19 protein-coding genes are annotated in these 17824 nt (G+C 73.4%); 12 read left to right on the forward strand and 7 right to left on the reverse strand.

The annotated features are described in order from the left end of the window. The first annotated feature begins 48 nt into the window (after positions 1-48). From hmgA to ACIGEZ_RS10520, 3 genes are all read left to right on the forward strand, one after another. Entirely contained in the window at positions 49-1386 is a 1338-nt protein-coding gene (gene hmgA / locus ACIGEZ_RS10510; protein ID WP_399828490.1) for a homogentisate 1,2-dioxygenase, read from the forward strand. A gap of 43 nt (positions 1387-1429) precedes the next feature. Next, positions 1430-2179, forward strand: a complete 750-nt coding sequence (locus ACIGEZ_RS10515; RefSeq protein ID WP_399828492.1) for a GntR family transcriptional regulator — start codon at positions 1430-1432, stop codon at positions 2177-2179. A 70-nt stretch (positions 2180-2249) separates the two neighbouring features. Further along, the gene (locus ACIGEZ_RS10520) at positions 2250-3473 is read left to right on the forward strand and encodes a type ISP restriction/modification enzyme (RefSeq protein WP_399828494.1); all 1224 of its coding nucleotides are present in this window, start codon (positions 2250-2252) and stop codon (positions 3471-3473) included. A 4-nt stretch (positions 3474-3477) separates the two neighbouring features. Here ACIGEZ_RS10520 and ACIGEZ_RS10525 read toward each other — a convergent pair whose 3' ends face one another. Next, on the reverse strand, positions 3478-4191 hold the full coding sequence (locus ACIGEZ_RS10525) for a TetR/AcrR family transcriptional regulator (protein ID WP_399828497.1): 714 nt from the start codon (positions 4189-4191) through the stop codon (positions 3478-3480). A gap of 76 nt (positions 4192-4267) precedes the next feature. On the opposite strand from ACIGEZ_RS10525, the gene ACIGEZ_RS10530 reads away from it, so the two are divergent. Together ACIGEZ_RS10530 and ACIGEZ_RS10535 are read left to right on the forward strand one after the other, a co-directional pair. After that, positions 4268-5224: an ATP-binding cassette domain-containing protein gene (locus tag ACIGEZ_RS10530; protein WP_399828500.1), complete on the forward strand. Its 957-nt coding sequence runs from the start codon at positions 4268-4270 to the stop codon at positions 5222-5224. Next, positions 5221-5997, forward strand: coding sequence for an ABC transporter permease (locus ACIGEZ_RS10535; protein ID WP_399828502.1), 777 nt, complete (start codon positions 5221-5223; stop codon positions 5995-5997). Before ACIGEZ_RS10530 ends, ACIGEZ_RS10535 begins: the two co-directional genes overlap by 4 nt. 271 nt (positions 5998-6268) lie before the next feature. Here ACIGEZ_RS10535 and ACIGEZ_RS10540 read toward each other — a convergent pair whose 3' ends face one another. Beyond that, positions 6269-6535 carry a hypothetical protein gene (locus ACIGEZ_RS10540; RefSeq protein WP_399828504.1) on the reverse strand — a complete coding sequence of 89 codons (267 nt, stop codon included), beginning with the start codon at positions 6533-6535 and terminating at the stop codon, positions 6269-6271. Between the two features lie 276 nt (positions 6536-6811). Between ACIGEZ_RS10540 and ACIGEZ_RS10545 the strand changes: the two genes are divergently transcribed. After that, a complete protein-coding gene (locus tag ACIGEZ_RS10545) occupies positions 6812-8413 on the forward strand; it encodes a serine/threonine-protein kinase (protein ID WP_399828507.1) in 1602 nt (533 codons plus the stop codon). Here ACIGEZ_RS10545 and ACIGEZ_RS10550 read toward each other — a convergent pair. Next, positions 8397-9206, reverse strand: a complete 810-nt coding sequence (locus ACIGEZ_RS10550; RefSeq protein ID WP_399828509.1) for an SGNH/GDSL hydrolase family protein — start codon at positions 9204-9206, stop codon at positions 8397-8399. The genes ACIGEZ_RS10545 and ACIGEZ_RS10550 overlap by 17 nt on opposite strands. 406 nt (positions 9207-9612) lie before the next feature. Here ACIGEZ_RS10550 and ACIGEZ_RS10555 point away from each other — a divergent pair, with 406 nt between their 5' ends. From ACIGEZ_RS10555 to ACIGEZ_RS10570, 4 genes are all read left to right on the forward strand, one after another. Further along, positions 9613-10362 carry a glycosyltransferase family 2 protein gene (locus ACIGEZ_RS10555; RefSeq protein WP_399828511.1) on the forward strand — a complete coding sequence of 250 codons (750 nt, stop codon included), beginning with the start codon at positions 9613-9615 and terminating at the stop codon, positions 10360-10362. Then, positions 10359-11396, forward strand: a complete 1038-nt coding sequence (locus tag ACIGEZ_RS10560; RefSeq protein WP_399828514.1) for a glycosyltransferase family 2 protein — start codon at positions 10359-10361, stop codon at positions 11394-11396. The genes ACIGEZ_RS10555 and ACIGEZ_RS10560 overlap by 4 nt, the downstream gene beginning before the upstream one ends. 32 nt (positions 11397-11428) lie before the next feature. After that, positions 11429-12193, forward strand: coding sequence for a polysaccharide deacetylase family protein (locus ACIGEZ_RS10565; RefSeq protein WP_399828714.1), 765 nt, complete (start codon positions 11429-11431; stop codon positions 12191-12193). 85 nt (positions 12194-12278) lie between these two features. Continuing rightward, on the forward strand, positions 12279-13406 hold the full coding sequence (locus ACIGEZ_RS10570; protein ID WP_399828516.1) for a DUF5925 domain-containing protein: 1128 nt from the start codon (positions 12279-12281) through the stop codon (positions 13404-13406). A gap of 27 nt (positions 13407-13433) precedes the next feature. Here the strand turns inward: ACIGEZ_RS10570 and ACIGEZ_RS10575 are convergent, their stop codons facing one another. After that, positions 13434-13808 (reverse strand): GntR family transcriptional regulator, encoded by a 375-nt coding sequence (locus tag ACIGEZ_RS10575; RefSeq protein WP_399828518.1) that lies wholly within the window; start codon positions 13806-13808, stop codon positions 13434-13436. A gap of 73 nt (positions 13809-13881) precedes the next feature. On the opposite strand from ACIGEZ_RS10575, the gene ACIGEZ_RS10580 reads away from it, so the two are divergent. Then, complete coding sequence (locus tag ACIGEZ_RS10580; protein WP_399828521.1) at positions 13882-14811, forward strand: GNAT family N-acetyltransferase; 930 nt, start codon at positions 13882-13884, stop codon at positions 14809-14811. Next, on the forward strand, positions 14792-15313 hold the full coding sequence (locus ACIGEZ_RS10585; protein WP_399828524.1) for a DUF402 domain-containing protein: 522 nt from the start codon (positions 14792-14794) through the stop codon (positions 15311-15313). The genes ACIGEZ_RS10580 and ACIGEZ_RS10585 overlap by 20 nt, the downstream gene beginning before the upstream one ends. Positions 15314-15356: 43 nt before the next feature. On the opposite strand, the gene ACIGEZ_RS10590 is transcribed toward ACIGEZ_RS10585, so the two are convergent. The 3 genes from ACIGEZ_RS10590 to ACIGEZ_RS10600 form a co-directional block, all read right to left on the reverse strand. After that, entirely contained in the window at positions 15357-15773 is a 417-nt protein-coding gene (locus tag ACIGEZ_RS10590) for a DUF6299 family protein (protein ID WP_399828526.1), read from the reverse strand. 79 nt (positions 15774-15852) lie between these two features. Then, positions 15853-16320 carry a GNAT family N-acetyltransferase gene (locus tag ACIGEZ_RS10595; RefSeq protein ID WP_399828529.1) on the reverse strand — a complete coding sequence of 156 codons (468 nt, stop codon included), beginning with the start codon at positions 16318-16320 and terminating at the stop codon, positions 15853-15855. A 4-nt stretch (positions 16321-16324) separates the two neighbouring features. After that, positions 16325-17824: a tripartite tricarboxylate transporter permease gene (locus tag ACIGEZ_RS10600; protein WP_399828531.1), complete on the reverse strand. Its 1500-nt coding sequence runs from the start codon at positions 17822-17824 to the stop codon at positions 16325-16327.

A 17824-nucleotide genomic window follows, 5' to 3' on the forward strand; every position in this document is an offset into this window, starting at 1 on the left:
CTACGGTCATGCATAGGATTGTTGTGAGCGTCAGGACAGGAGCACGCGATGAACGCGGAACAGGCGAGAAAGACGGCCGAAGCGCTGGCCTACAGCACGGGTTTCGGCAACGAGCACAGCTCCGAGGCCGTCCCCGGAGCCCTCCCGGAGGGCCGGAACTCGCCGCAGCGCGCGCCGCTCGGCCTCTATGCGGAGCAGCTCAGCGGCAGCGCGTTCACCGAGCCGCGGGCGCACAACCGGCGCTCCTGGCTCTACCGGATCCGCCCCTCGGCCGCGCATCCGCCGTTCACCCGGATCGACAACGGCGCCGTGCGCAGCGCGCCCTTCACGGAGACCGTGCCCGACCCCAACCGGCTGCGCTGGAACCCGCTGCCGCAGCCGCCGGCCGGCACCGACTGGCTGGCCGGCCTGTGGACGCTCGGCGGCAACGGTGACGCCACCCAGCGCGCGGGCATGGCCGTGCACCTCTACCACGCGAACGCGCCGATGGAGCGGGTCTTCAGCGACGCCGACGGTGAGCTGCTCATCGTCCCCGAGCACGGCGGGCTGCTCCTGCGCACCGAGCTCGGCCTGCTGGCCGTCCACCCCGGCGAGGTCGCCCTGATCCCCCGCGGGGTCCGCTTCCGCGTCGAGCTCCTCGGCAGCGCGTCCGATGGCGGGCAGAGCCCGACCGCCCGCGGCTACGTCTGTGAGAACTACGGGGCCCCCTTCCAGCTCCCCGACCTCGGCCCGATCGGCGCCAACGGCCTCGCCAACGCCCGCGACTTCCGGGCCCCGATCGCCGCCTACGAGGACGTCGACGGCCCGGTCGAGGTGGTCAACAAGTACTGCGGCAACCTGTGGTCGGCGACCTACGGCCACTCCCCGCTGGACGTCGTCGCCTGGCACGGCAACCACACCCCGTACGTCTACGACCTGCGCCGTTTCAACGTCATCGGGACGATCTCCTACGACCACCCCGACCCGTCGATCTTCACGGTGCTCACCTCGCCGTCCGACACCCCCGGCCTCGCCGGCGTCGACTTCGTGGTCTTCGCCCCGCGCTGGCTGGTCGGCGAGGACACCTTCCGCCCGCCGTACTTCCACCGCAACGTGATGTCCGAGTACATGGGGCTCATCGAGGGCGCGTACGACGCCAAGGCCGAAGGCTTCGTCCCGGGCGGCGGCTCGCTGCACAACATGATGTCCGCGCACGGCCCCGACCGGGAGACCTTCGACAAGGCGAGCGCAGCGGAGCTGAAGCCGCAGAAGATCGACGACGGCCTGGCCTTCATGTTCGAGACCCGCTGGCCGGTCACCGCCACCGCGCAGGCGGCCGGGGCCGACCACCTACAGCGGGGCTACGACGACGTATGGCAGGGTCTTCAGCGCCACTTCCGGCCGTAAACCCTCCGGCCGGGTGTCTCGTAGTCGTCGTACGGAGAGAGCCGTGACCGCCTTCGCTCCCGACTCGCTGGTCCTGAACCGGAAGCTGCCGCTCTGGTACCAGGTCTCGCAGTCGCTGCGCGCCTCCATACTGGGCCGCACCCCCGACGCCTCGCTGCGGCTGCCCACCGAGGAGCAGCTCGCGGCGCACTACGGCGTGAGCGTCCTGACCATGCGCCAGGCGCTCAAGGAGCTGGAGGAAGAGGGCCTGATCAGCAGGCACCGGCGGCGCGGCACCTTCATCGAACCGGGCGCCCGGCGTTCCACCCCGCGCCGGCTGCTCGGCTCGATCGACGCGATCGTGGCCCAGCAGTCCGGCGAGCGGACCACCGTGCTCGGCCACGGCACCGAGCCGGTCCCCGGCGAGCTCGCCGAGTACTTCCCCGGCGCCGGCGAGGTGGCCGTCTACCGGCGCCTGCGCGCCGACGGCGAGAGCGGCGAGCCCACCAACTGGGCGGAGAACGCGGTGCTCCCGGAGATCGCCGCCGGCATCGACCCGGCCGACCTGGAGCGCTGGCCGATGACGAAGGTGCTGCGCGACGTGGTCGGGGTCCGGATCAGCAGGATCACCGACACCGTCGAGGCCCGGCTCGCCGACCCCGAGACGGCCGCGCTGCTGCGGGTGCCGCTGCTCTCGCCGATCCTGCACTACACGGGCGTGACCTACGACGAGGACGGCCGGGTCGTGGACGTGGCCCGCATCCGCTACCGGGGCGACCGGTTCTCCTTCACCGTCACGGTGGAGGCCACCTGAACGCGCCCGCCAGGGCCTGTCCGGTGGATCACGCCGCGAGCCCGGCATGACCGGCGGGACACCCCCTAGCATGCGGGGCGTGACGGATGACGACGTACGGCCGGACGAGCTGCCCCTGCTCGACGAGCTGATGCCGTGGTCGACGGCCCCGCTGCGGCTCGGCCGCTCCTGGATCGTGGCGCCCGACCCGCGGACCCTGCGGGCACGCTGGGACCGTCTCGTGGCGGCCGGCGACGCGGAGCGCGAGGCGCTGTTCCGGCCCAGCCGGGCCAGGACGCCGTCGAGTTCGGTCGCCGCGCTGCCCGGGCAGCGGACCGGCACCGTCCGGCTCGCCCGCGAGCCGGGCCGCTGCCCGCAGCCGGTGCGGTTCGTGCACGGGCCGTTCGACGAGCAGTGGCTGCTGCCCGACCACCGGCTGATCGACACCGCGCGGCCCGAGCTGTGGCGGGTCGCCGACGACCACCAGCTCTTCGCCGTCGAGCAGGGGTACGTGCCGGGCGCGGCGGGCCCCGCGCTCCTGGTGACGGCCGCGCTCCCGGACGGGCGCTCCCCGGCCGGCCGCCCCGGCCGCATCCGCCCGCTCTACCGCCGCCCCGGCGGCCTGGAGCCGAACCTGGCGCCGGGCCTGCTGCCGCTGCTCGGCGAGCGGTACGGGTACGAGCTCGGCGCCCCGGACCTGCTGGCCTGGGCCGTGGCGGCGGCGCTCCCCTCCCCCGCCGGGTGCCGGGTGCCGCTGCCCGCGGACCCCGGGGTGTGGGCGGCGGGCGTGGCGCTCGGCCGGGAGCTCATCGGGGTGCAGCTGCGCGGGGCCCGCGGCGGCGAGCGGCCCCGACTGCCGGGCGGCCGCAGGCCCTATGTGCGGGCGGCCGTGCCCGCCCGGCCCACGGAGCTCGCGTACGACCCGGAGGAGGAGGTCCTCAGCGTGGGCGAGGGCCGCATCTCCCCGGTACCCGCCGGGGCGTGGGAGTTCGAGGTCGGCGGGGTGCGGATGATCGAGCAGTGGTTCGCGCACCGGACCGCGGCCGCCGAGCCGGGCAGCCTGGAGGCGATGGGACCGGCCGCCTGGCCGCAGGAGTGGACCTCGGAGCTGCTGGAGCTGATCACCGTCCTCGCGCTGCTCGCCGCGCGCGAGCCCGAGCGCGCGGCGCTCACGGCGCGTGCCGCGGCGGCCGGAGTGACCCGGAGCACCCTACGGAAGGCCGGAGTGCTGCCCGTACCGGACGGGGCGCGCCGGCCCGCGTCCGTCCTCGACCACCAGGAGGAGGGCCCGGAGGGCCAGTTCGCGCTGCTGTAGCCGCTCAGGTCTTCACGAACGAGTCGAGGACCCGGTCCAGCGTCCGGGTGAAGACCTCCTCGGCGTCCGGCGGCGGTGCGGCCTCACCGAAGACGGCGGTCAGGCGCGGGTAGGCGCCGCTGGCGAGCCGGCTCGCCAGGTAGGCGTGACGCACGGCCTGTTCCCGCTCCTCGGACCACGGCAGGGAGCGGGCGCGCTCGGCGACGGCGAGCTCGTTGGCCACGATCGTCATCACGGTGCCGTTGACCGTGGCGATGAGCTCCATCTTGGTGCCCCCGGGCAGGTCGAGCCCGGCGAGGCACTCCAGGCAGTGCTCCAGGAAGCGCAGGGCGTTGGGCCCGAAGGCGTAGCCGGTGGTCATCAGCCGGATCACCCAGGGGTGGCGGTGCAGGATCCCCCGGGCCTGGCGTCCCACGGCCCTCATGTCGGCCCGCCAGTCGCCGCTGGGCCCGCCGCCGAGCTCGTACTCGCCGCTGACCTGGTCGACCATCAGCTCGTACAGGTCCTCCTTGCGCGGCACGTAGTTGTACAGCGACATGGTGCCGCAGCCGATCTCGGCGGCGATGCGGCGCATGGAGACCGCGTCGATGCCGTCGGCATCGGCGATGCGGACGGCCGCCTCCACGATGTCCCGCCGGCTGTACGCCGGTTTCGGGCCACGGCCCGTGCGCTCGGGGCGCGCCCAGATCACTTCGGGTTCGGCCCCTCGGCCCGCCATCGATCATCACCTCGCCGTCCCATCGTAGTGACGCCCCCAGTTACGTACACCGTACGTAATGCGCTATCGTCGCCGCATGACAACTACGTACGCTGTACTTAGTGAGGGCCTGCACAAGCGATACGGCGAGGTCCACGCCCTGCGCGGACTCGACCTCGCGGTCCCCGAGGGCACCGTCTGCGGCGTCCTCGGCCCCAACGGGGCGGGCAAGACCACGGCCGTCCGGGTGCTCACCACGCTCACCTCCCCCGACTCCGGCAGCGCCCGGGTCGCAGGGGTCGACGTGGTCCGCGACCCCGCCGGGGTACGCGAGCGGATCGCGGTCACCGGGCAGTACGCCTCCGTCGACGGCGACCTCACCGGCGCCGAGAACCTGCGGCTCTTCGCCAGGCTGCTGCGCGCCCCGCGGACCCGCGCCGACGAGCTCCTGGAACGGTTCGGGCTCACCGAGGCCGCCGACCGGCCCGCCCGCACCTACTCCGGCGGCATGCGCCGCCGCCTCGACCTGGCCGCGAGCCTGATCGTCCGGCCGAGCGTGCTCTTCCTCGACGAGCCGACCACCGGGCTCGACCCGCACAGCAGGGGCGAGATCCGGGACGCCGTACGGGGGTTGGCGTCCCAGGGCACGACCGTGCTGCTGACGACGCAGTACCTGGAGGAGGCGGACCAGCTCGCCGACGAGATCGTCCTGATCGACGAAGGGCGGGCCGCCCACCGGGGCACCCCGGCCGAACTCAAGGCGCTGATCGGCAACTACGCCGAGGTCGTGGTCGCCGACCCCTCGTTCCTGCCGGCCGCGGCCGCCGTGCTCGACCGGCTCACCGGCTCCGCGCCGGCCCTGGACGCCGAGCGCCGCACGGTCGGCGCGGTCACCACGGACACCACCCTGACCCTCCCCCGGATCGTGCGCGAGGCCGACGCCGCCGGAGTCCACCTGGTCGACGCCTCGCTGCGGCCGCCCACCCTCGACGCGGTGTTCCTGCGCCTCACCGGCCGCGCACCCGCCCCCGACCACCAGGAGGTCCCCGCATGAGCACCCTCGTCCACGACGGCACCGCCATCCTCGGCCGCCATCTCCAGCGCGTCCGGCACGCCCCGGCGATCACCGTCATGACCCAGACGATGCCGATCGTCTTCCTGCTCTTCTTCGGCTACGTCTTCGGCAGCGCGCTCGCGATGCCGGGCGCCGACTACCGGGCCTTCCTGGTGCCCGGGATGCTGGTCGCGACGGCGGCGAACGGCGTGATGACCGGCATGTTCCAGGCCGCGCAGGACACCCATCGGGGCGTGACGGACCGGCTGCGCACGATGCCCGTCAGCCGCGCCGCGGTCCCCCTGGGGCAGGCGCTCGCCGACCTCCTGACGAGCGCGGTCGGCATGGTCCCGCTGCTCCTGGTCGGCCTCGCGATGGGCTGGCGGATCGAGGGCTCGGCCCTGGAGGCGCTCGCCGCGGTCGGCCTGCTGCTGCTCTTCCGCTTCGCGACGACCTGGGTGGGCATCCTGCTCGGGCTCGCCTCACAGAGCGAGGAGGCGGCGGGTCAGCTGGGCAGCGCCACGTTCATGCTGCCGCTGCTGTCCAACGCGTACATCCCGACCGCCGGGATGCCCGGCTGGCTGCGCACGGTCGCGGAGTGGAATCCGATCTCGGCGGTGACGACGGCCGTGCGGGAGCTGTTCGGGAACACGCCGGTGCCGGCCGACGCGGCCTGGCCGGTGGCGCATCCGGTGGCCGGGGCGCTGCTGTGGTCGCTCGCGCTGATCGCGCTCTGCGCGCCGGCGGCGGTCAGGAGCTACGCCCGCGCCTGAAGCCCCGTACGGGATGACCGGATCGACCGGGAGGCTCGGACACGGGGCGCCGGGGCGCCGGTACACCGGAACTCCCGGACACCGGAACTCCTTGACACCGGGACGCCGGAACTCCCGACCACCGGGATGCCGGAACGCGGGTCACGGGTGGAGAGAAGCGCCGGACGGGCGGGGACACGTCCGGCGAGCGGTCAGGAACGAGTCTGCGGCCGAGCGGGTGCGGGCGGGAGCGGTGCGTCGGGATACGCGGGAGCCCGGCCCGGACGGCCCGTCAGCTGTGGTTGCCGAAGAGCGAGCGGCGCAGTCGGCGCAGCGGGGCGAAGAGCGAGACCCGCGAGCTGCGGCTGCGGTGACCGTGCGCCGGCACCTCTCGTGCCGTCAGCTCCCGCATCAGCAGGGTCGCCTCGGCCGCCTCCCGCTGCGGCACGGCGGGACCGCCGAGCACCGCGAGATGGCGGTCAAGACGCGAACTGGTCGCGCTGCTCCCGCAGGTGATGGCAGGCACACGCGGCCTGCTGCGCATTGCTATCTGTTCCATGTCACTCCCCACCCGTACGAGGGCACCCGGCCCGGGCAGGTTAACCCTATCGCCCCGCTACGACACCCGTGTATTCCGGCCGCAGGATTCACCACGTATGTACGGGGGTTGACGATCACTGTCCGAATCCGTCTGATTCCAGGGTGAGTTGGACAGCGATCGAACACCTGTCGAACCGTCACGAACCATCCTGCCCGGGCGCCCCCCGCCAACGGGCCTCCGACCGGGTGTGATCTCCGCCACCAAAAACCGGCCCGGCTCGGCTACCGTGGAGAGATGACGGTGATCGCGGGTCGGTACCGGCTTCTGGACGTCCTCGGCGAGGGCGGGATGGGCACCGTCTGGCGCGCCCGGGACGAGGTCCTGGGTCGCGAGGTGGCGGTCAAGGAGGTACGCGCTCCGGCCGGCCTCCCGGCCGAGGACCGGGAGCGGCTCTACGCCCGCCTGGAGCGCGAGGCGTGGGCCGCCGCGCGGGTCTCCCACCGCGGCGCGGTGACGGTCTACGACGTGGTCACCGAGGACGGCCGCCCCTGGATCGTGATGGAGCTGGTCCGCGGCCTCACCCTCGCCGAGACCCTCGAGGCCGAGGGCCCGCTGCCACCCCGGAGAGCCGCTCAGGTCGGCGCCGAGGTGCTCGGCGCGCTGCGCGCCGCGCACGAGGCGGGGGTGCTGCACCGGGACGTGAAGCCGGCCAACGTGCTGCTCTCCAACGACGGCCGGGCGGTGCTCACCGATTTCGGCATCGCGGCCGTGGCGGGGACCTCTCCGCTCACCATGACCGGCGAGCTCATCGGCTCCCCCGAATACCTCGCGCCCGAACGCGCGCTGGGGCGCACACCGGGGCCCGCAGCGGACCTCTGGTCACTCGGCGTGCTTCTGTACGCTGCCGTCGAGGGTGTCTCACCGTTCCGCCGGGACACCGCGCTCGACACCCTGCGCTCGGTGGTGGACGAGGAGCCCGCGCCGTCGGAGCGGGCGGGGCCACTGGCCCCCGTGATCGAGGGGCTGTTGCGCAAGGACCCCGAGCAGCGGCTGCCGGCGCAGGAGGCCGAGGAGCGGCTGCGGGTGATCGCCGCGGGCGGCACGCCGGGCCCGGGACCGACCCGGGCCTTCCCCGCACCCCCGGCACCCGTCCCCTTTCCCGGGGCTCCGGGGGACGCCCCGGGCTCGGGCCCCGGCACCGGCGGCACCGGCGGTCCCGGCGGCGCCGCCACCACTCCCCTGCCCGCGCCCGGCGGGCCAGGGCCGGAGCCCCGGCGGCGCAGGCGCACGGCCCTCGTCGCCGGGATCGCCGTCCTGCTGCTCCTGGCCGGCGCGCTGACGTACGCGGTGCTGCGGGACACGGACAAGGGCGAGACGCCGACACCGCCGCCGGCGACGACGAGCGCGCCCACCACCGCGCCCACCACGGCCGCTCCGACCACGGCGACGACGAGTGCCTCGCCGAGCCCGACGACCGCGCCGCCGGTCTCGGTGATCGTGTCCGTGCGTGCGGTGCGCGACACCTACAGCGGAACCTGCCCGCCGCCGGAGGACGCCGCCCCGGCCTTCACGGCGACCGTCACGGTGGACCGGACGCCGGCCACCGTGTCGTACCGCTGGGTCACGGGGAGCGGTGAGGGCGAGGACAGCGAGTGGCGCACCCTCGAGTTCACCGAGGGCGGCCCGACCGAGCAGCAGGTGACCCGCGTCCAGTCGGGATACGGGCCGGGCGCGACGGTGCGCGACCGGATCCGGGTGGAGGTGCGGGATCCGGTCGCGCGGCAGTCCGCGTGGGTGCCGTTCACGGTGAGCTGCGAGGAGACGGCCCCGCCGCCGACGGCGACGCCGTCGGGCGGGACCGCCTCCCCGAGCGGTTCCGCTACACCGCCCCGTTGAGGCTGGGCAGGTAGCCGCCGGACTGGCCGGCGGCGGTGGGGTGGTACGACTCGCCGATGTTCAGCCAGTTGACGCTGTGCAGCCAGGCCGTGCCGGACGAGCAGATCTCGTGTCCGGTGAAGGCGGGGACGACACTGACGAAGGTGTAGCCGTGGTTCGCCGCTCTCTTGGCGGTGGCGGCGTTGAGGTAGTCCGAGGCGTCGTTGATGGCGCGCCGCTCGTTCTCGCTCAGGCCGGCGACGCAGCTGCCGCCGAGCTTGTAGAAGCGCGGGTAGCCGAGCACGACCACGTGCGCGTTGGGGGCCTTGTTGTGGATCGCGGAGTACACCGAGTCGAGCTGTCCGGGCAGCGTGCTGTCGACATAGCCCTTGGCCTGATTCACACGGCTGATGCAGGTCGACTCGGACTGGAGCACACACGTCGTCATGACGTCGGCGAATCCGGCGTCATTACCCCCGATCGTGATGGAGACCAGGTCGGTGGCGGTGGAGAGCGGTCCGAGCTGACTGGCCGTGACATCACCCGTTCGGGCGCCCGAGCAAGCGGTGAACGCGAAGGAGGAGGGGGCGTTCGCGTTCTTCCACAGCACCGGGTAGGCCTTGGTGGAGCGCTTGCAGTCGCCGCTGGCGCTGTCGTAACTCCCGGATCCGACACCGGAGGAGTACGAGTCGCCCAGGGCCACGTAGTCGAGGGCGGCGGTCTCCGCGGCCTGCGCGGCTCCCGCCCCGGTGAGGGCGAGGACGGCGCCGAGCAGGAGCGAGGACGAGAAGGCCGTAAAACGGGACAGTTTCATGGAACCTCCCTTTAGCAGGATCTCTGCGTTACCAGGTAGTAGCAGCGGATCCGGGGCACCGGAAGTGTCCATGTCAAAAGTCGCAGCCCAGTACCCTCCGAATGTCCCTCAGAAACCGGCGAGATCAGGCCAGTCGGGAGTCCGGGCGGGGCACGGGGAGCGGGCCGGCGTACGCCGGTTCCCGAAAGGCGCCCGACGCATTGTCAATTCACCCAGCAATTAACTGACATCACACGCACCCCGAAAGAATTCCAAGAGCGGGAATTCGGGTCTTGCCATACCGATGCGGTCGTCAATACCGTCTTAGCTCTCACCCGCATCTGACCCGTCATCAAAGCGACTCCGGGGAGGGGCTCTAGCGTCGCGACAGGCCACGGAGCGGGCTGCGGTAGGGGGGAACCGACCAGTGCGTTCTTTATTGGCGCCCGAGTACCGGGCCATCACCTCGCATTTGGCGATCACGCCACCCGTGAGCGTCGTCATCCCGGCCATGAACGAGGCGAGGAATCTTCCACACGTATTCAAGACGCTTCCGGACTGGATCCACGAAGTCGTCCTCGTCGACGGGAACTCCACCGACGACACCGTCCGTGTCGCCCTCGAACTGCGGCCCGACGTCAAGGTCGTCAAGCAGGCCGGCAAGGGCAAGGGCGACGCCCTCATCAGCGGCTTCGCCGCCTGCACCGGCGACATCATCGTCATGGTCGACGCGGACGGATCCGCCGACGGCCAGGAGATCGTCTCCTACGTCTCCGCGCTGGTCGGCGGGGCCGACTTCGCCAAGGGCTCCCGCTTCGCCAACGGCGGCGGCACCGACGACATGACGCTGATCCGCAGACTCGGCAACCGCGTCCTGTGCGCGCTGGTCAACCGCCGGTTCGGGGCCCGCTACACCGACCTCTGCTACGGCTACAACGCCTTCTGGCGGCACTGCCTCGACCACATCGTCCTCGACTGCACCGGCTTCGAGATCGAGACACTGATCAACATCCGGGTGGTCAAGGCCGGGCTGCGCGTGCAGGAGGTGCCCAGCCACGAGTACCTGCGCATCCACGGCGTCAGCAACCTGCACGCCGTACGCGACGGGCTGCGGGTGCTCCGGGTGATCCTCCGCGAACGCGGGCAGCGCAGGGAGCGACGGGGGGCGCCGTCTTGACCGAGCGGCACACCGCTCCCGGGTTCTCGGTCGTGATCTGCGTCTACACGGAGGAACGCTGGGCGGACATCCTCGCCGCCGCCGACTCCGTACGGGCGCAGTCGCTGCCGGCCCTGGAGACCCTGCTCGTGGTGGACCACAACGAGCGGCTGCGGGTCCGGCTCGCCGCGCACTTCGCGGCGGCCGCGACCCGGCGGGAGGTGCGGGTGCTCGCCAACGCGGGCCCCCGCGGCCTCTCCTCCGGCCGCAACACCGGAATCGCCGCGGCGCGGGGCGAGTTCGTCGCCTTCCTCGACGACGACGCCGTCGCCGAGCGCGACTGGCTCGCCCACTTCGCCGACGCGTACGCCGACCCCGCCGTGCAGGCGGTCGGCGGCCGGACCCTGCCCGTGTGGGCGGCGGGCCGGCGCCCCGACTGGTTCCCCGAGGAGTTCGACTGGATCGTGGGCTGCACCTACCGGGGCCTGCCGCCGGGCCTGGCCCGGGTGCGCAACGTCCTCGGCGGCAACGCCTCCTTCCGCCGTACCGCCTTCGACGCCGCGGGCGGCTTCGCCACCGGCATCGGGCGGGACGGCGACCGGCGGCCGCTCGGCTGCGAGGAGACCGAACTGTGCATCCGGCTCGCCCGGGCCCTGCCGGGCGCGGTCCTGCTCATCGACGACCGCTCGGTCATCCACCACAAGGTCCCCGCCGTCCGCGAGCGGTTCGGCTACTTCCGCACCCGCGCCTACGCCGAAGGACTCTCCAAGGCCCTGGTCACCCAGAGCGTCGGCGCCGGCAAGGGCCTGGAGTCGGAACGGCGCTACACCGGCCGGGTGCTGCCCGCGGGCGTGCTGCGCGGGCTCGGCGACACGGTGCTGCGGCGGCGGCCCGGCGGCGCGGGCCGGGCCGGCGCGATCGTGGCGGGGGTGGCGCTGGCCGCCGCCGGATACGTACGGGGGACCCTGCGGGCCCGCACGGGCGGGCCGGCCTTCTCCTGGGGCCCGATCCCCGAACTCCCCGCCGGGACCGAGGAAGAGGAGGCGGTCGCGTGAGCCGGCCCCGGCCCGGCCCCGTACCGATCCTCATGTACCACGCGGTCGACCCCGAGCCGCCCCGGGCGACCCGCCGGCTCTCCGTCACGCCCGAGGCCTTCGCCACGCAGATGGCGGTGGTCGCCGACCGGGGCTTCACCCCGCTGACCACGGCCGGGCTCGCCGCCGCCTGGCGCGACGGCCGCCCGCTGCCCGCGCGGCCGCTGCTCGTCACCTTCGACGACGGGTACGAGGGCGTGCACCGCCACGCGCTGCCCGTGCTCGCCGCGCACGGCTTCGCCGCCACGCTCTTCGTCTCCACCGGCTGGCTGCGCGGGCCGCACGACGAGGGCGGCGCACCGGCCGCCATGCTCGACTGGGACCAGGTCCGCGAACTGGCCGCCGCCGGGACCGAGATCGGCGGCCACAGCCACAGCCACCCGCCGCTCGACCGGACCGACGACCGCACCCTCCGGTTCGAGGCCGGACGCTGCCGGGCGATCGTGCGCGAGGAGACGGGCACGGCTCCGGTCTCCTTCGCGTACCCCTTCGGCCACTCCGACCGGCGGGTGCGGCGCGCCGTCCGCGCCGCCGGGTTCGCCCAGGCGCTCGCCGTCGGCAACCGGCTGGCCCGGCGCGGGCAGGGGCCGTACGCCCTGGAGCGGGTGACCGTGCGGCGCTCCACCGGGATCGAGGAGTTCGAACGGCTCGTGGAGGGACGGGCGATCGGCCGGACCTTCGCCGCGGACCGGGCGCTCACCAAGGGGTACGCGGTGGTGCGCGGCGCCCGGAAGGCGGTGCGGCGGCCGCGGCCCTGACGCCGGGCCGGCGATGGCCCCATCGGGCGACCCGCCGGACCGTCCCGTTCAAAAGCCCGTGCACCCCCTGCCCGATTGCCGGATCATGGGCGCCATGTCTGCCACCCACGGCGTACCGAAGGACCCTTCGAGACCCGAGCAGTCGCTGCCGATCCGGCTCCACGTCGACGACAGCGACTCGCCCTCCGACGTCGTCGACGCGCTCTTCCTCGGCCGCTTCGCGACCGGGGAACAGCCGCACTCGCTCAGCACCACCCTGGACCGGGTCAAGCCGACCGCGACACTGCTGCCCACGGGCGCGAAGCTGCTGCGGGCCGCGAAGGACGACGACCGCAGCGCCCTCCTCGCCGAGGGCGAGGGCTGGACGGTGCTCGTCTCGCGCTGGAACCGGGGCGCGGACGTCACCGTCACCGCCACCGACGCCGAACTCGCCGAGCGGGTCCTGAAGGAGGCGACCGACGGCGCGAAGGACGAGCCGGAGCCGCAGCCCGAGAACGTGACGATGGGCTTCTGGTACGTGTCACCCCGCCGCGGCCCGCACCGCACCACCCGCCAGATCGGCGCGGGCACCTGGGAGGAGATCCGGCCCAACTACACGGCGCCGGTCGCGGGGGCGATGGACCGGCTGATGGCGGTCACCCCGGACGACATCACGGGCCGGCTGCTACTGCTCCACGGCCCGCCCGGCACCGGCAAGACCTCCGCGCTGCGGACCCTCGCCCGGTCCTGGCGCGACTGGTGCCAGGTCGACTGCGTGCTCGACCCGGAGCGCCTGTTCAACGACGTCGGCTATCTGATGGACATCGCGATCGGCGAGGACGAGGGCACGGCGAAGGGCCGCTGGCGGCTGCTGCTCCTGGAGGACTGCGACGAGCTGATCCGCGGCGAGGCCAAGCACACCGCGGGCCAGGCGCTGTCCCGGCTGCTCAACCTGACGGACGGTCTGCTCGGCCAGGGCCGCAACGTCCTCGTCGGCGTCACCACCAACGAGGACCTGGAACGCCTGCACCCCGCGGTGGTCCGCCCCGGCCGCTGCCTGGCCCGGATCGAGGTGGGCCCGCTGACCCGGGCCGAGTCCGTGGCGTGGCTCGGCCACGAGGAGGGCGTGGGCCGGGACGGCGCGACGCTGGCAGAGCTGTTCGCGCTGCGCCGCGGGACGCCTGCGACGGGCATGCCGGAGCAGCGCGCGGCCGACGCGGGGCTTTACCTGTAGGGCCCGTCGTCAGGGCCCTGTGGGGGTTCAGTCGTCGTAAGCGGCTCTCAGCGCGTCCCGCACCGCCGCCTCCGCCTGCTCCCGGGTGAGGCCGAGGCGGCGGGCCTCCGTCGTGTAGCCGGCGGCGGCCGTGGCGGCGAGGCGGGAGGCCGCGTCGGAGGCGGCGGCGACGAAGGTGCCGTTGCGGCCGCGGGTCTCGATCACCCCGTCCGCCTCGAGGGCCTTGTACGCCTTGGCGACCGTGTTCGCCGCGAGCCCGAGGTCCTCCGCGAGGCCCCGTACCGTCGGGAGCTTGTAGCCCACGGGCAGCTCCCCGGAGCGGGCGCTCTCCGAGATCTGGGAGCGGAGCTGTTCGTACGGGGCGGTGGTGGAGTGCTGGTCCACGCTGATTCGAAGCGTCACCCGCCCGATTGTGCACCCGGCCCGCGGGAAATTGGGAGGCAGCCGGGCCCTCCCGCCGCTTAGCGTGCCGCCCATGACTGTGATCGTCCGCGATGTACGGCCCGAGGTCCCCGAGGACTCCGAGGGCTTCGCCCGGGTCCGGCGCGCCGCCCTGCCCTTCATGCTCGCCACCGGCCGCCAGGTGGCCTACGAGTGGGCACACGCCCACCCCGACGCGCGCAGCCGGCCGCTGGTCGCCGAGGTCGGCGGGGAGATCGTCGGCGTCGCGAACGCGTCGCTGGTCCACGAGTCCCCCGAGCCGGGCATCGGGGACGTCACCCTCTATGTGCACCCCGGGCAGCGCGGGCGCGGGGCCGGGACGCTGCTGCTGCGCGCGGCCGAGGAGTACCTGGCCGGGGCCGGGGCGACCACGCTCTACAGCTGGGTCCTCGACGAGCCCGCCCACCGCGCCTTCGCCGAGCGGCACGGGTACGCGGCGAGCCGGTCGGCGTACTTCCTGCGGCTCGACCTGACCACGGCCGAGCTGCCGCCGCTCCAGGCGCCGCCCGCGGGCGTCGAGCTGCGCACGGCGGCCGACTTCGCGGCCGATCCGCGCCCGCTGTTCGAGCTCGACGCGCTGGCCTCGGCCGACGAGCCGGGTGACGTCGTCACCGAGCTGACCGACTACGCGCACTGGCTGGACTCCATCTGGAACCAGCCGCTGCTCGACCGCGAACTGACGACCGTCGCCGTGGTCGACGGGCGTCCCGCCGCGTTCAGCGCCGCCCGCACGGACGGCCTCGGCCGCTACTCCTCCGGCATGACGGGCACGGCCCCGGACTTCCGCGGCCGGGGGCTCGCCAAGCTGGCGAAGAACCAGTCGCTGCACCGGGCCCGCGCGGCCGGCTGCACGGAGGCGTTCACCGGCAACGACACCGGCAACGAGCCGATGCTGGCCATCAACACGTGGTTCGGCTACGAGATCTGCGCGAAGGAGACCCGCTATGTCCGCCCGCTCGGCTGAGTCCACCGAATCCGCCGGGTCCGGCGGGAAGGTCGAGGTCGCGCTCGTCAAGGCGGGGCGGACCAAGATCCGCTACCCGGCGGAGCTCCTCGCCGACGACGGGGTCCGGCTGACCGTCCGCGCGCCGTGGGCCGCCGAGGGTGCACGGGACTTCGGCTTCGTACGCTTCGAGCCGGGCGACGTCTTCACCGAGCACTACTGGCGCGACCGGTGGTACGCGGTGAAGGAGGTCCGCTCCGGGGACGGCACGCTCAAGGGCTGGTACTGCGATGTCACCCGGCCCGCCGAGGTGGCCGCCGACGGGTCCGTGGTGGTGGTCGAGGACCTGGACCTGGACCTGTGGGTGTCGGCGGACGGAAGCGAGGTGCTGCGGCTCGACGAGGACGAGTTCGCGGCGAGCGGTCTCGCCGCCTCCGATCCGGAGGCGGCGGAGAGCGCCGTACGCGCCCTGGACGAGCTGGACGCCCTGGGCCGGGAGGGCCTGATCGGGCTGCTGGCCTAGGGGGTCTCCCTGGTCAGGGGCACGTTCTCGTTCAGGGGACGTTCTAGTTCAGGGTGACGTTCCGGCTCCCGGTGGCCAGGAACTCGGGCATGGGCAGGCCCATCGGGCCGGTGGGGGTGAGCTGCATGAGCGTCGCCTCCACCCGCGCCTCACCGGGCCGGTAGGCGGGTTCCTTCACGACGGAGCTGTTGGTCCACTCGTGGACCAGGCCGTCGCAGACGGCGCGGGTGCCGCCGATCCCGGCGGAGCGGTCGTCCTGGACGAGCGTGGCGCTGACGAAGACCGGGCCCGCGCTGTCGTCGGCACAGCGGTAGGAGCCGGAGAGGCTGACCGTGCCGTCCTCGGCGACCGTCCCGTAGGGGTCGACGGCGAGGCCGTCGGCCGGTCCTGCGTGGGCGGTCGTGGCGGTGAGGGCGAGCAGGGCGCCGGCGGCGACGGCGGCGGCGAGGCGAGCGCGCATGAGTGGGGGGTCCCTTCGGGGGGTGGGGGATGACGCTGCCCGCCAGGCATACCGGATCACGTGCCCGGATTCCCGAAACTCACTCCATCGGGGGCGAGTTGAGTACCGTCTTACGGTAGTGAATACGGTCGTACGGTCCTTCCGCGCGGCGCTCGGTGACCTCGTAGCCGTACCGCTCGTACATGTTCCGGTTCTCCCACATCATCGCGTTGGTGAGCAGCCGCACCTCCGGCAGGCCGAGCTCGCGCGCCCGGCCCTCGACCCAGCCCATCAGGGCGCGGCCGAGGCCGCTGCCCTGGGCGTCGGGGTGGACGGCGATGATGTCGAGGTAGAGGTGGTCGGCCTCGGGGATCACCACCACGAGACCGGCCACCGGATCCCCCGCGACGAACACGCGCCCCGCGGCCACGTTCGCCGCGTGGTCCGCCCGCATCGGGGCCGGTACGAGACCGATGCGCGCGATGTAGGGGTGGAAGGCCGCGTCGATCACGGCCTTCACGGCGGGTACGTGGGCCGCGGTCGCGGGGCGGAGCAGCTCGCTTGTCATACCGTCACATTACGACGGCCTTCGAGCGGCTCTTGATCAGTTTCCGCAGCAGCGGCCAGCCGAGCAGGAGCACCACCACCACGTACACGGCCACCGAGAACGGCGTGTCGACCAGGCCGGTGAGCGAGCCGTCGCTGATCTGGAGCGCGCGGCGCAGCTGCTGTTCGGCGGCCGGGCCGAGGATGACCCCGATGACGGCGGGCAGGACGGGCAGTCCGTAGCGCCGCATGCCGAACCCGATGAGGCCGATGACCAGCAGGATGACCAGGTCGAGGGCCTCGCCGCCGACCGCGTACGCACCCACGGCGGCGAAGAACAGGATGCCGGCGTAGAGGTACGGGCGGGGGATGCGGAGCAGCCTGGCCCAGACCGGCGCGAGCGGCAGGTTGAGCGCGAGCAGCAGCACCATGCCGACGAACAGCGAGGCGATCAGGCCCCAGACCAGGTCGGGTTCGCGCTCGAAGAGCAGCGGGCCCGGCTGGATGCCGTACTGCTGGAAGGCGGCGAGCATCACGGCGGCCACGGCGGTCGTCGGCAGGCCCAGGGTGAGCATGGAGACGAGGGTGCCGGCGGCCGAGGCGGAGGCGGCGGACTCGGGGCCCGCGACGCCCTCGATGGCCCCCTTGCCGAACTGGTCCCTGTGCTTCGAGAGGCGCTTCTCGGTGACGTACGACAGGAAGGTGGGGATCTCTGCGCCGCCGGCCGGGATCGCGCCGAACGGGAAGCCGATGAGCGGCCCGCGCAGCCAGGCCTTCCAGGTGCGCCGGACGTCGTCCTTGCCCAGCCAGGGGCGGCCCACCGGGATGGCCTCGCCCGCCGTGCGGCGCAGATGGGCCGCGACCCACAGGGCCTCGCCGATGGCGAACAGGCCGACCGCCACGATGATCACGTCGATGCCGTCGGCGAGCTGGAGCGAGCCGAAGGTGAGCCGCTGCTGGCCGGTCATCTGGTCGAGGCCGACCAGACCGAAGGTGAGCCCGATGAGGAGGGAGGCGAGGCCCCGGATCCGGGAGGAGCCGAGGACCGAGGTCACCGCGATGAAGGCCAGGACCATGATGGCGAAGTAGTCGGGGGCGCCGATGTCGACGGCGAGCGCGGCGACGGTCGGGGCGAGGACGACGAGCAGGATCGTGCCGGCCATGCCGCCCGCGAAGTGGCCGACGGCGGCCGCGGCGAGCGCCTGCGCGCCGCGCCCGGACCTGGCCATCGGGTTGCCCTCGATGGCGGCGACGACGGCCGCGCTCTCACCGGGGGTGTTGAGCAGGATCGAGGTGGTGGAGCCGCCGAACATCGCGCCGTAGTAGATGCCGGCGAACATGATGAACGCGCCGGTCGGCTCGAGCCCGTAGGTCACGGGGAGCAGCAGGGCGACGGCCATGGCCGGGCCGATGCCGGGGAGCACGCCGATGGCGGTGCCGAGGAGGACCCCGACCGCGGCCCACAGCAGGTTGATCGGGGTCAGCGCGGTGCCGAAGCCGTCGAGCAGGGAGTTCAGAGAGTCCAT

The sequence above is a fragment of the Streptomyces sp. NPDC085481 genome (assembly GCF_044541845.1).
GTDB lineage: Bacteria > Actinomycetota > Actinomycetes > Streptomycetales > Streptomycetaceae > Streptomyces.

What these genes read in the sequence shown, in the direction of transcription:
- ACIGEZ_RS10580 (WP_399828521.1), top strand. Translation starts at nt 13,882, where the DNA reads ATGACTGTGATCGTCCGCGATGTACGGCCCGAGGTCCCCGAGGACTCC.
- ACIGEZ_RS10535 (WP_399828502.1), top strand. Translation starts at nt 5,221, where the DNA reads ATGAGCACCCTCGTCCACGACGGCACCGCCATCCTCGGCCGCCATCTC.
- ACIGEZ_RS10525 (WP_399828497.1), bottom strand. Translation starts at nt 4,191, where the DNA reads ATGGCGGGCCGAGGGGCCGAACCCGAAGTGATCTGGGCGCGCCCCGAG.
- ACIGEZ_RS10520 (WP_399828494.1), top strand. Translation starts at nt 2,250, where the DNA reads ATGCGGGGCGTGACGGATGACGACGTACGGCCGGACGAGCTGCCCCTG.
- hmgA (WP_399828490.1), top strand. Translation starts at nt 49, where the DNA reads ATGAACGCGGAACAGGCGAGAAAGACGGCCGAAGCGCTGGCCTACAGC.
- ACIGEZ_RS10545 (WP_399828507.1), top strand. Translation starts at nt 6,812, where the DNA reads ATGACGGTGATCGCGGGTCGGTACCGGCTTCTGGACGTCCTCGGCGAG.
- ACIGEZ_RS10540 (WP_399828504.1), bottom strand. Translation starts at nt 6,535, where the DNA reads ATGGAACAGATAGCAATGCGCAGCAGGCCGCGTGTGCCTGCCATCACC.
- ACIGEZ_RS10585 (WP_399828524.1), top strand. Translation starts at nt 14,792, where the DNA reads ATGTCCGCCCGCTCGGCTGAGTCCACCGAATCCGCCGGGTCCGGCGGG.
- ACIGEZ_RS10570 (WP_399828516.1), top strand. Translation starts at nt 12,279, where the DNA reads ATGGGCGCCATGTCTGCCACCCACGGCGTACCGAAGGACCCTTCGAGA.
- ACIGEZ_RS10550 (WP_399828509.1), bottom strand. Translation starts at nt 9,206, where the DNA reads ATGAAACTGTCCCGTTTTACGGCCTTCTCGTCCTCGCTCCTGCTCGGC.
- ACIGEZ_RS10565 (WP_399828714.1), top strand. Translation starts at nt 11,429, where the DNA reads ATGTACCACGCGGTCGACCCCGAGCCGCCCCGGGCGACCCGCCGGCTC.
- ACIGEZ_RS10530 (WP_399828500.1), top strand. Translation starts at nt 4,268, where the DNA reads ATGACAACTACGTACGCTGTACTTAGTGAGGGCCTGCACAAGCGATAC.
- ACIGEZ_RS10600 (WP_399828531.1), bottom strand. Translation starts at nt 17,824, where the DNA reads ATGGACTCTCTGAACTCCCTGCTCGACGGCTTCGGCACCGCGCTGACC.
- ACIGEZ_RS10590 (WP_399828526.1), bottom strand. Translation starts at nt 15,773, where the DNA reads ATGCGCGCTCGCCTCGCCGCCGCCGTCGCCGCCGGCGCCCTGCTCGCC.
- ACIGEZ_RS10595 (WP_399828529.1), bottom strand. Translation starts at nt 16,320, where the DNA reads ATGACAAGCGAGCTGCTCCGCCCCGCGACCGCGGCCCACGTACCCGCC.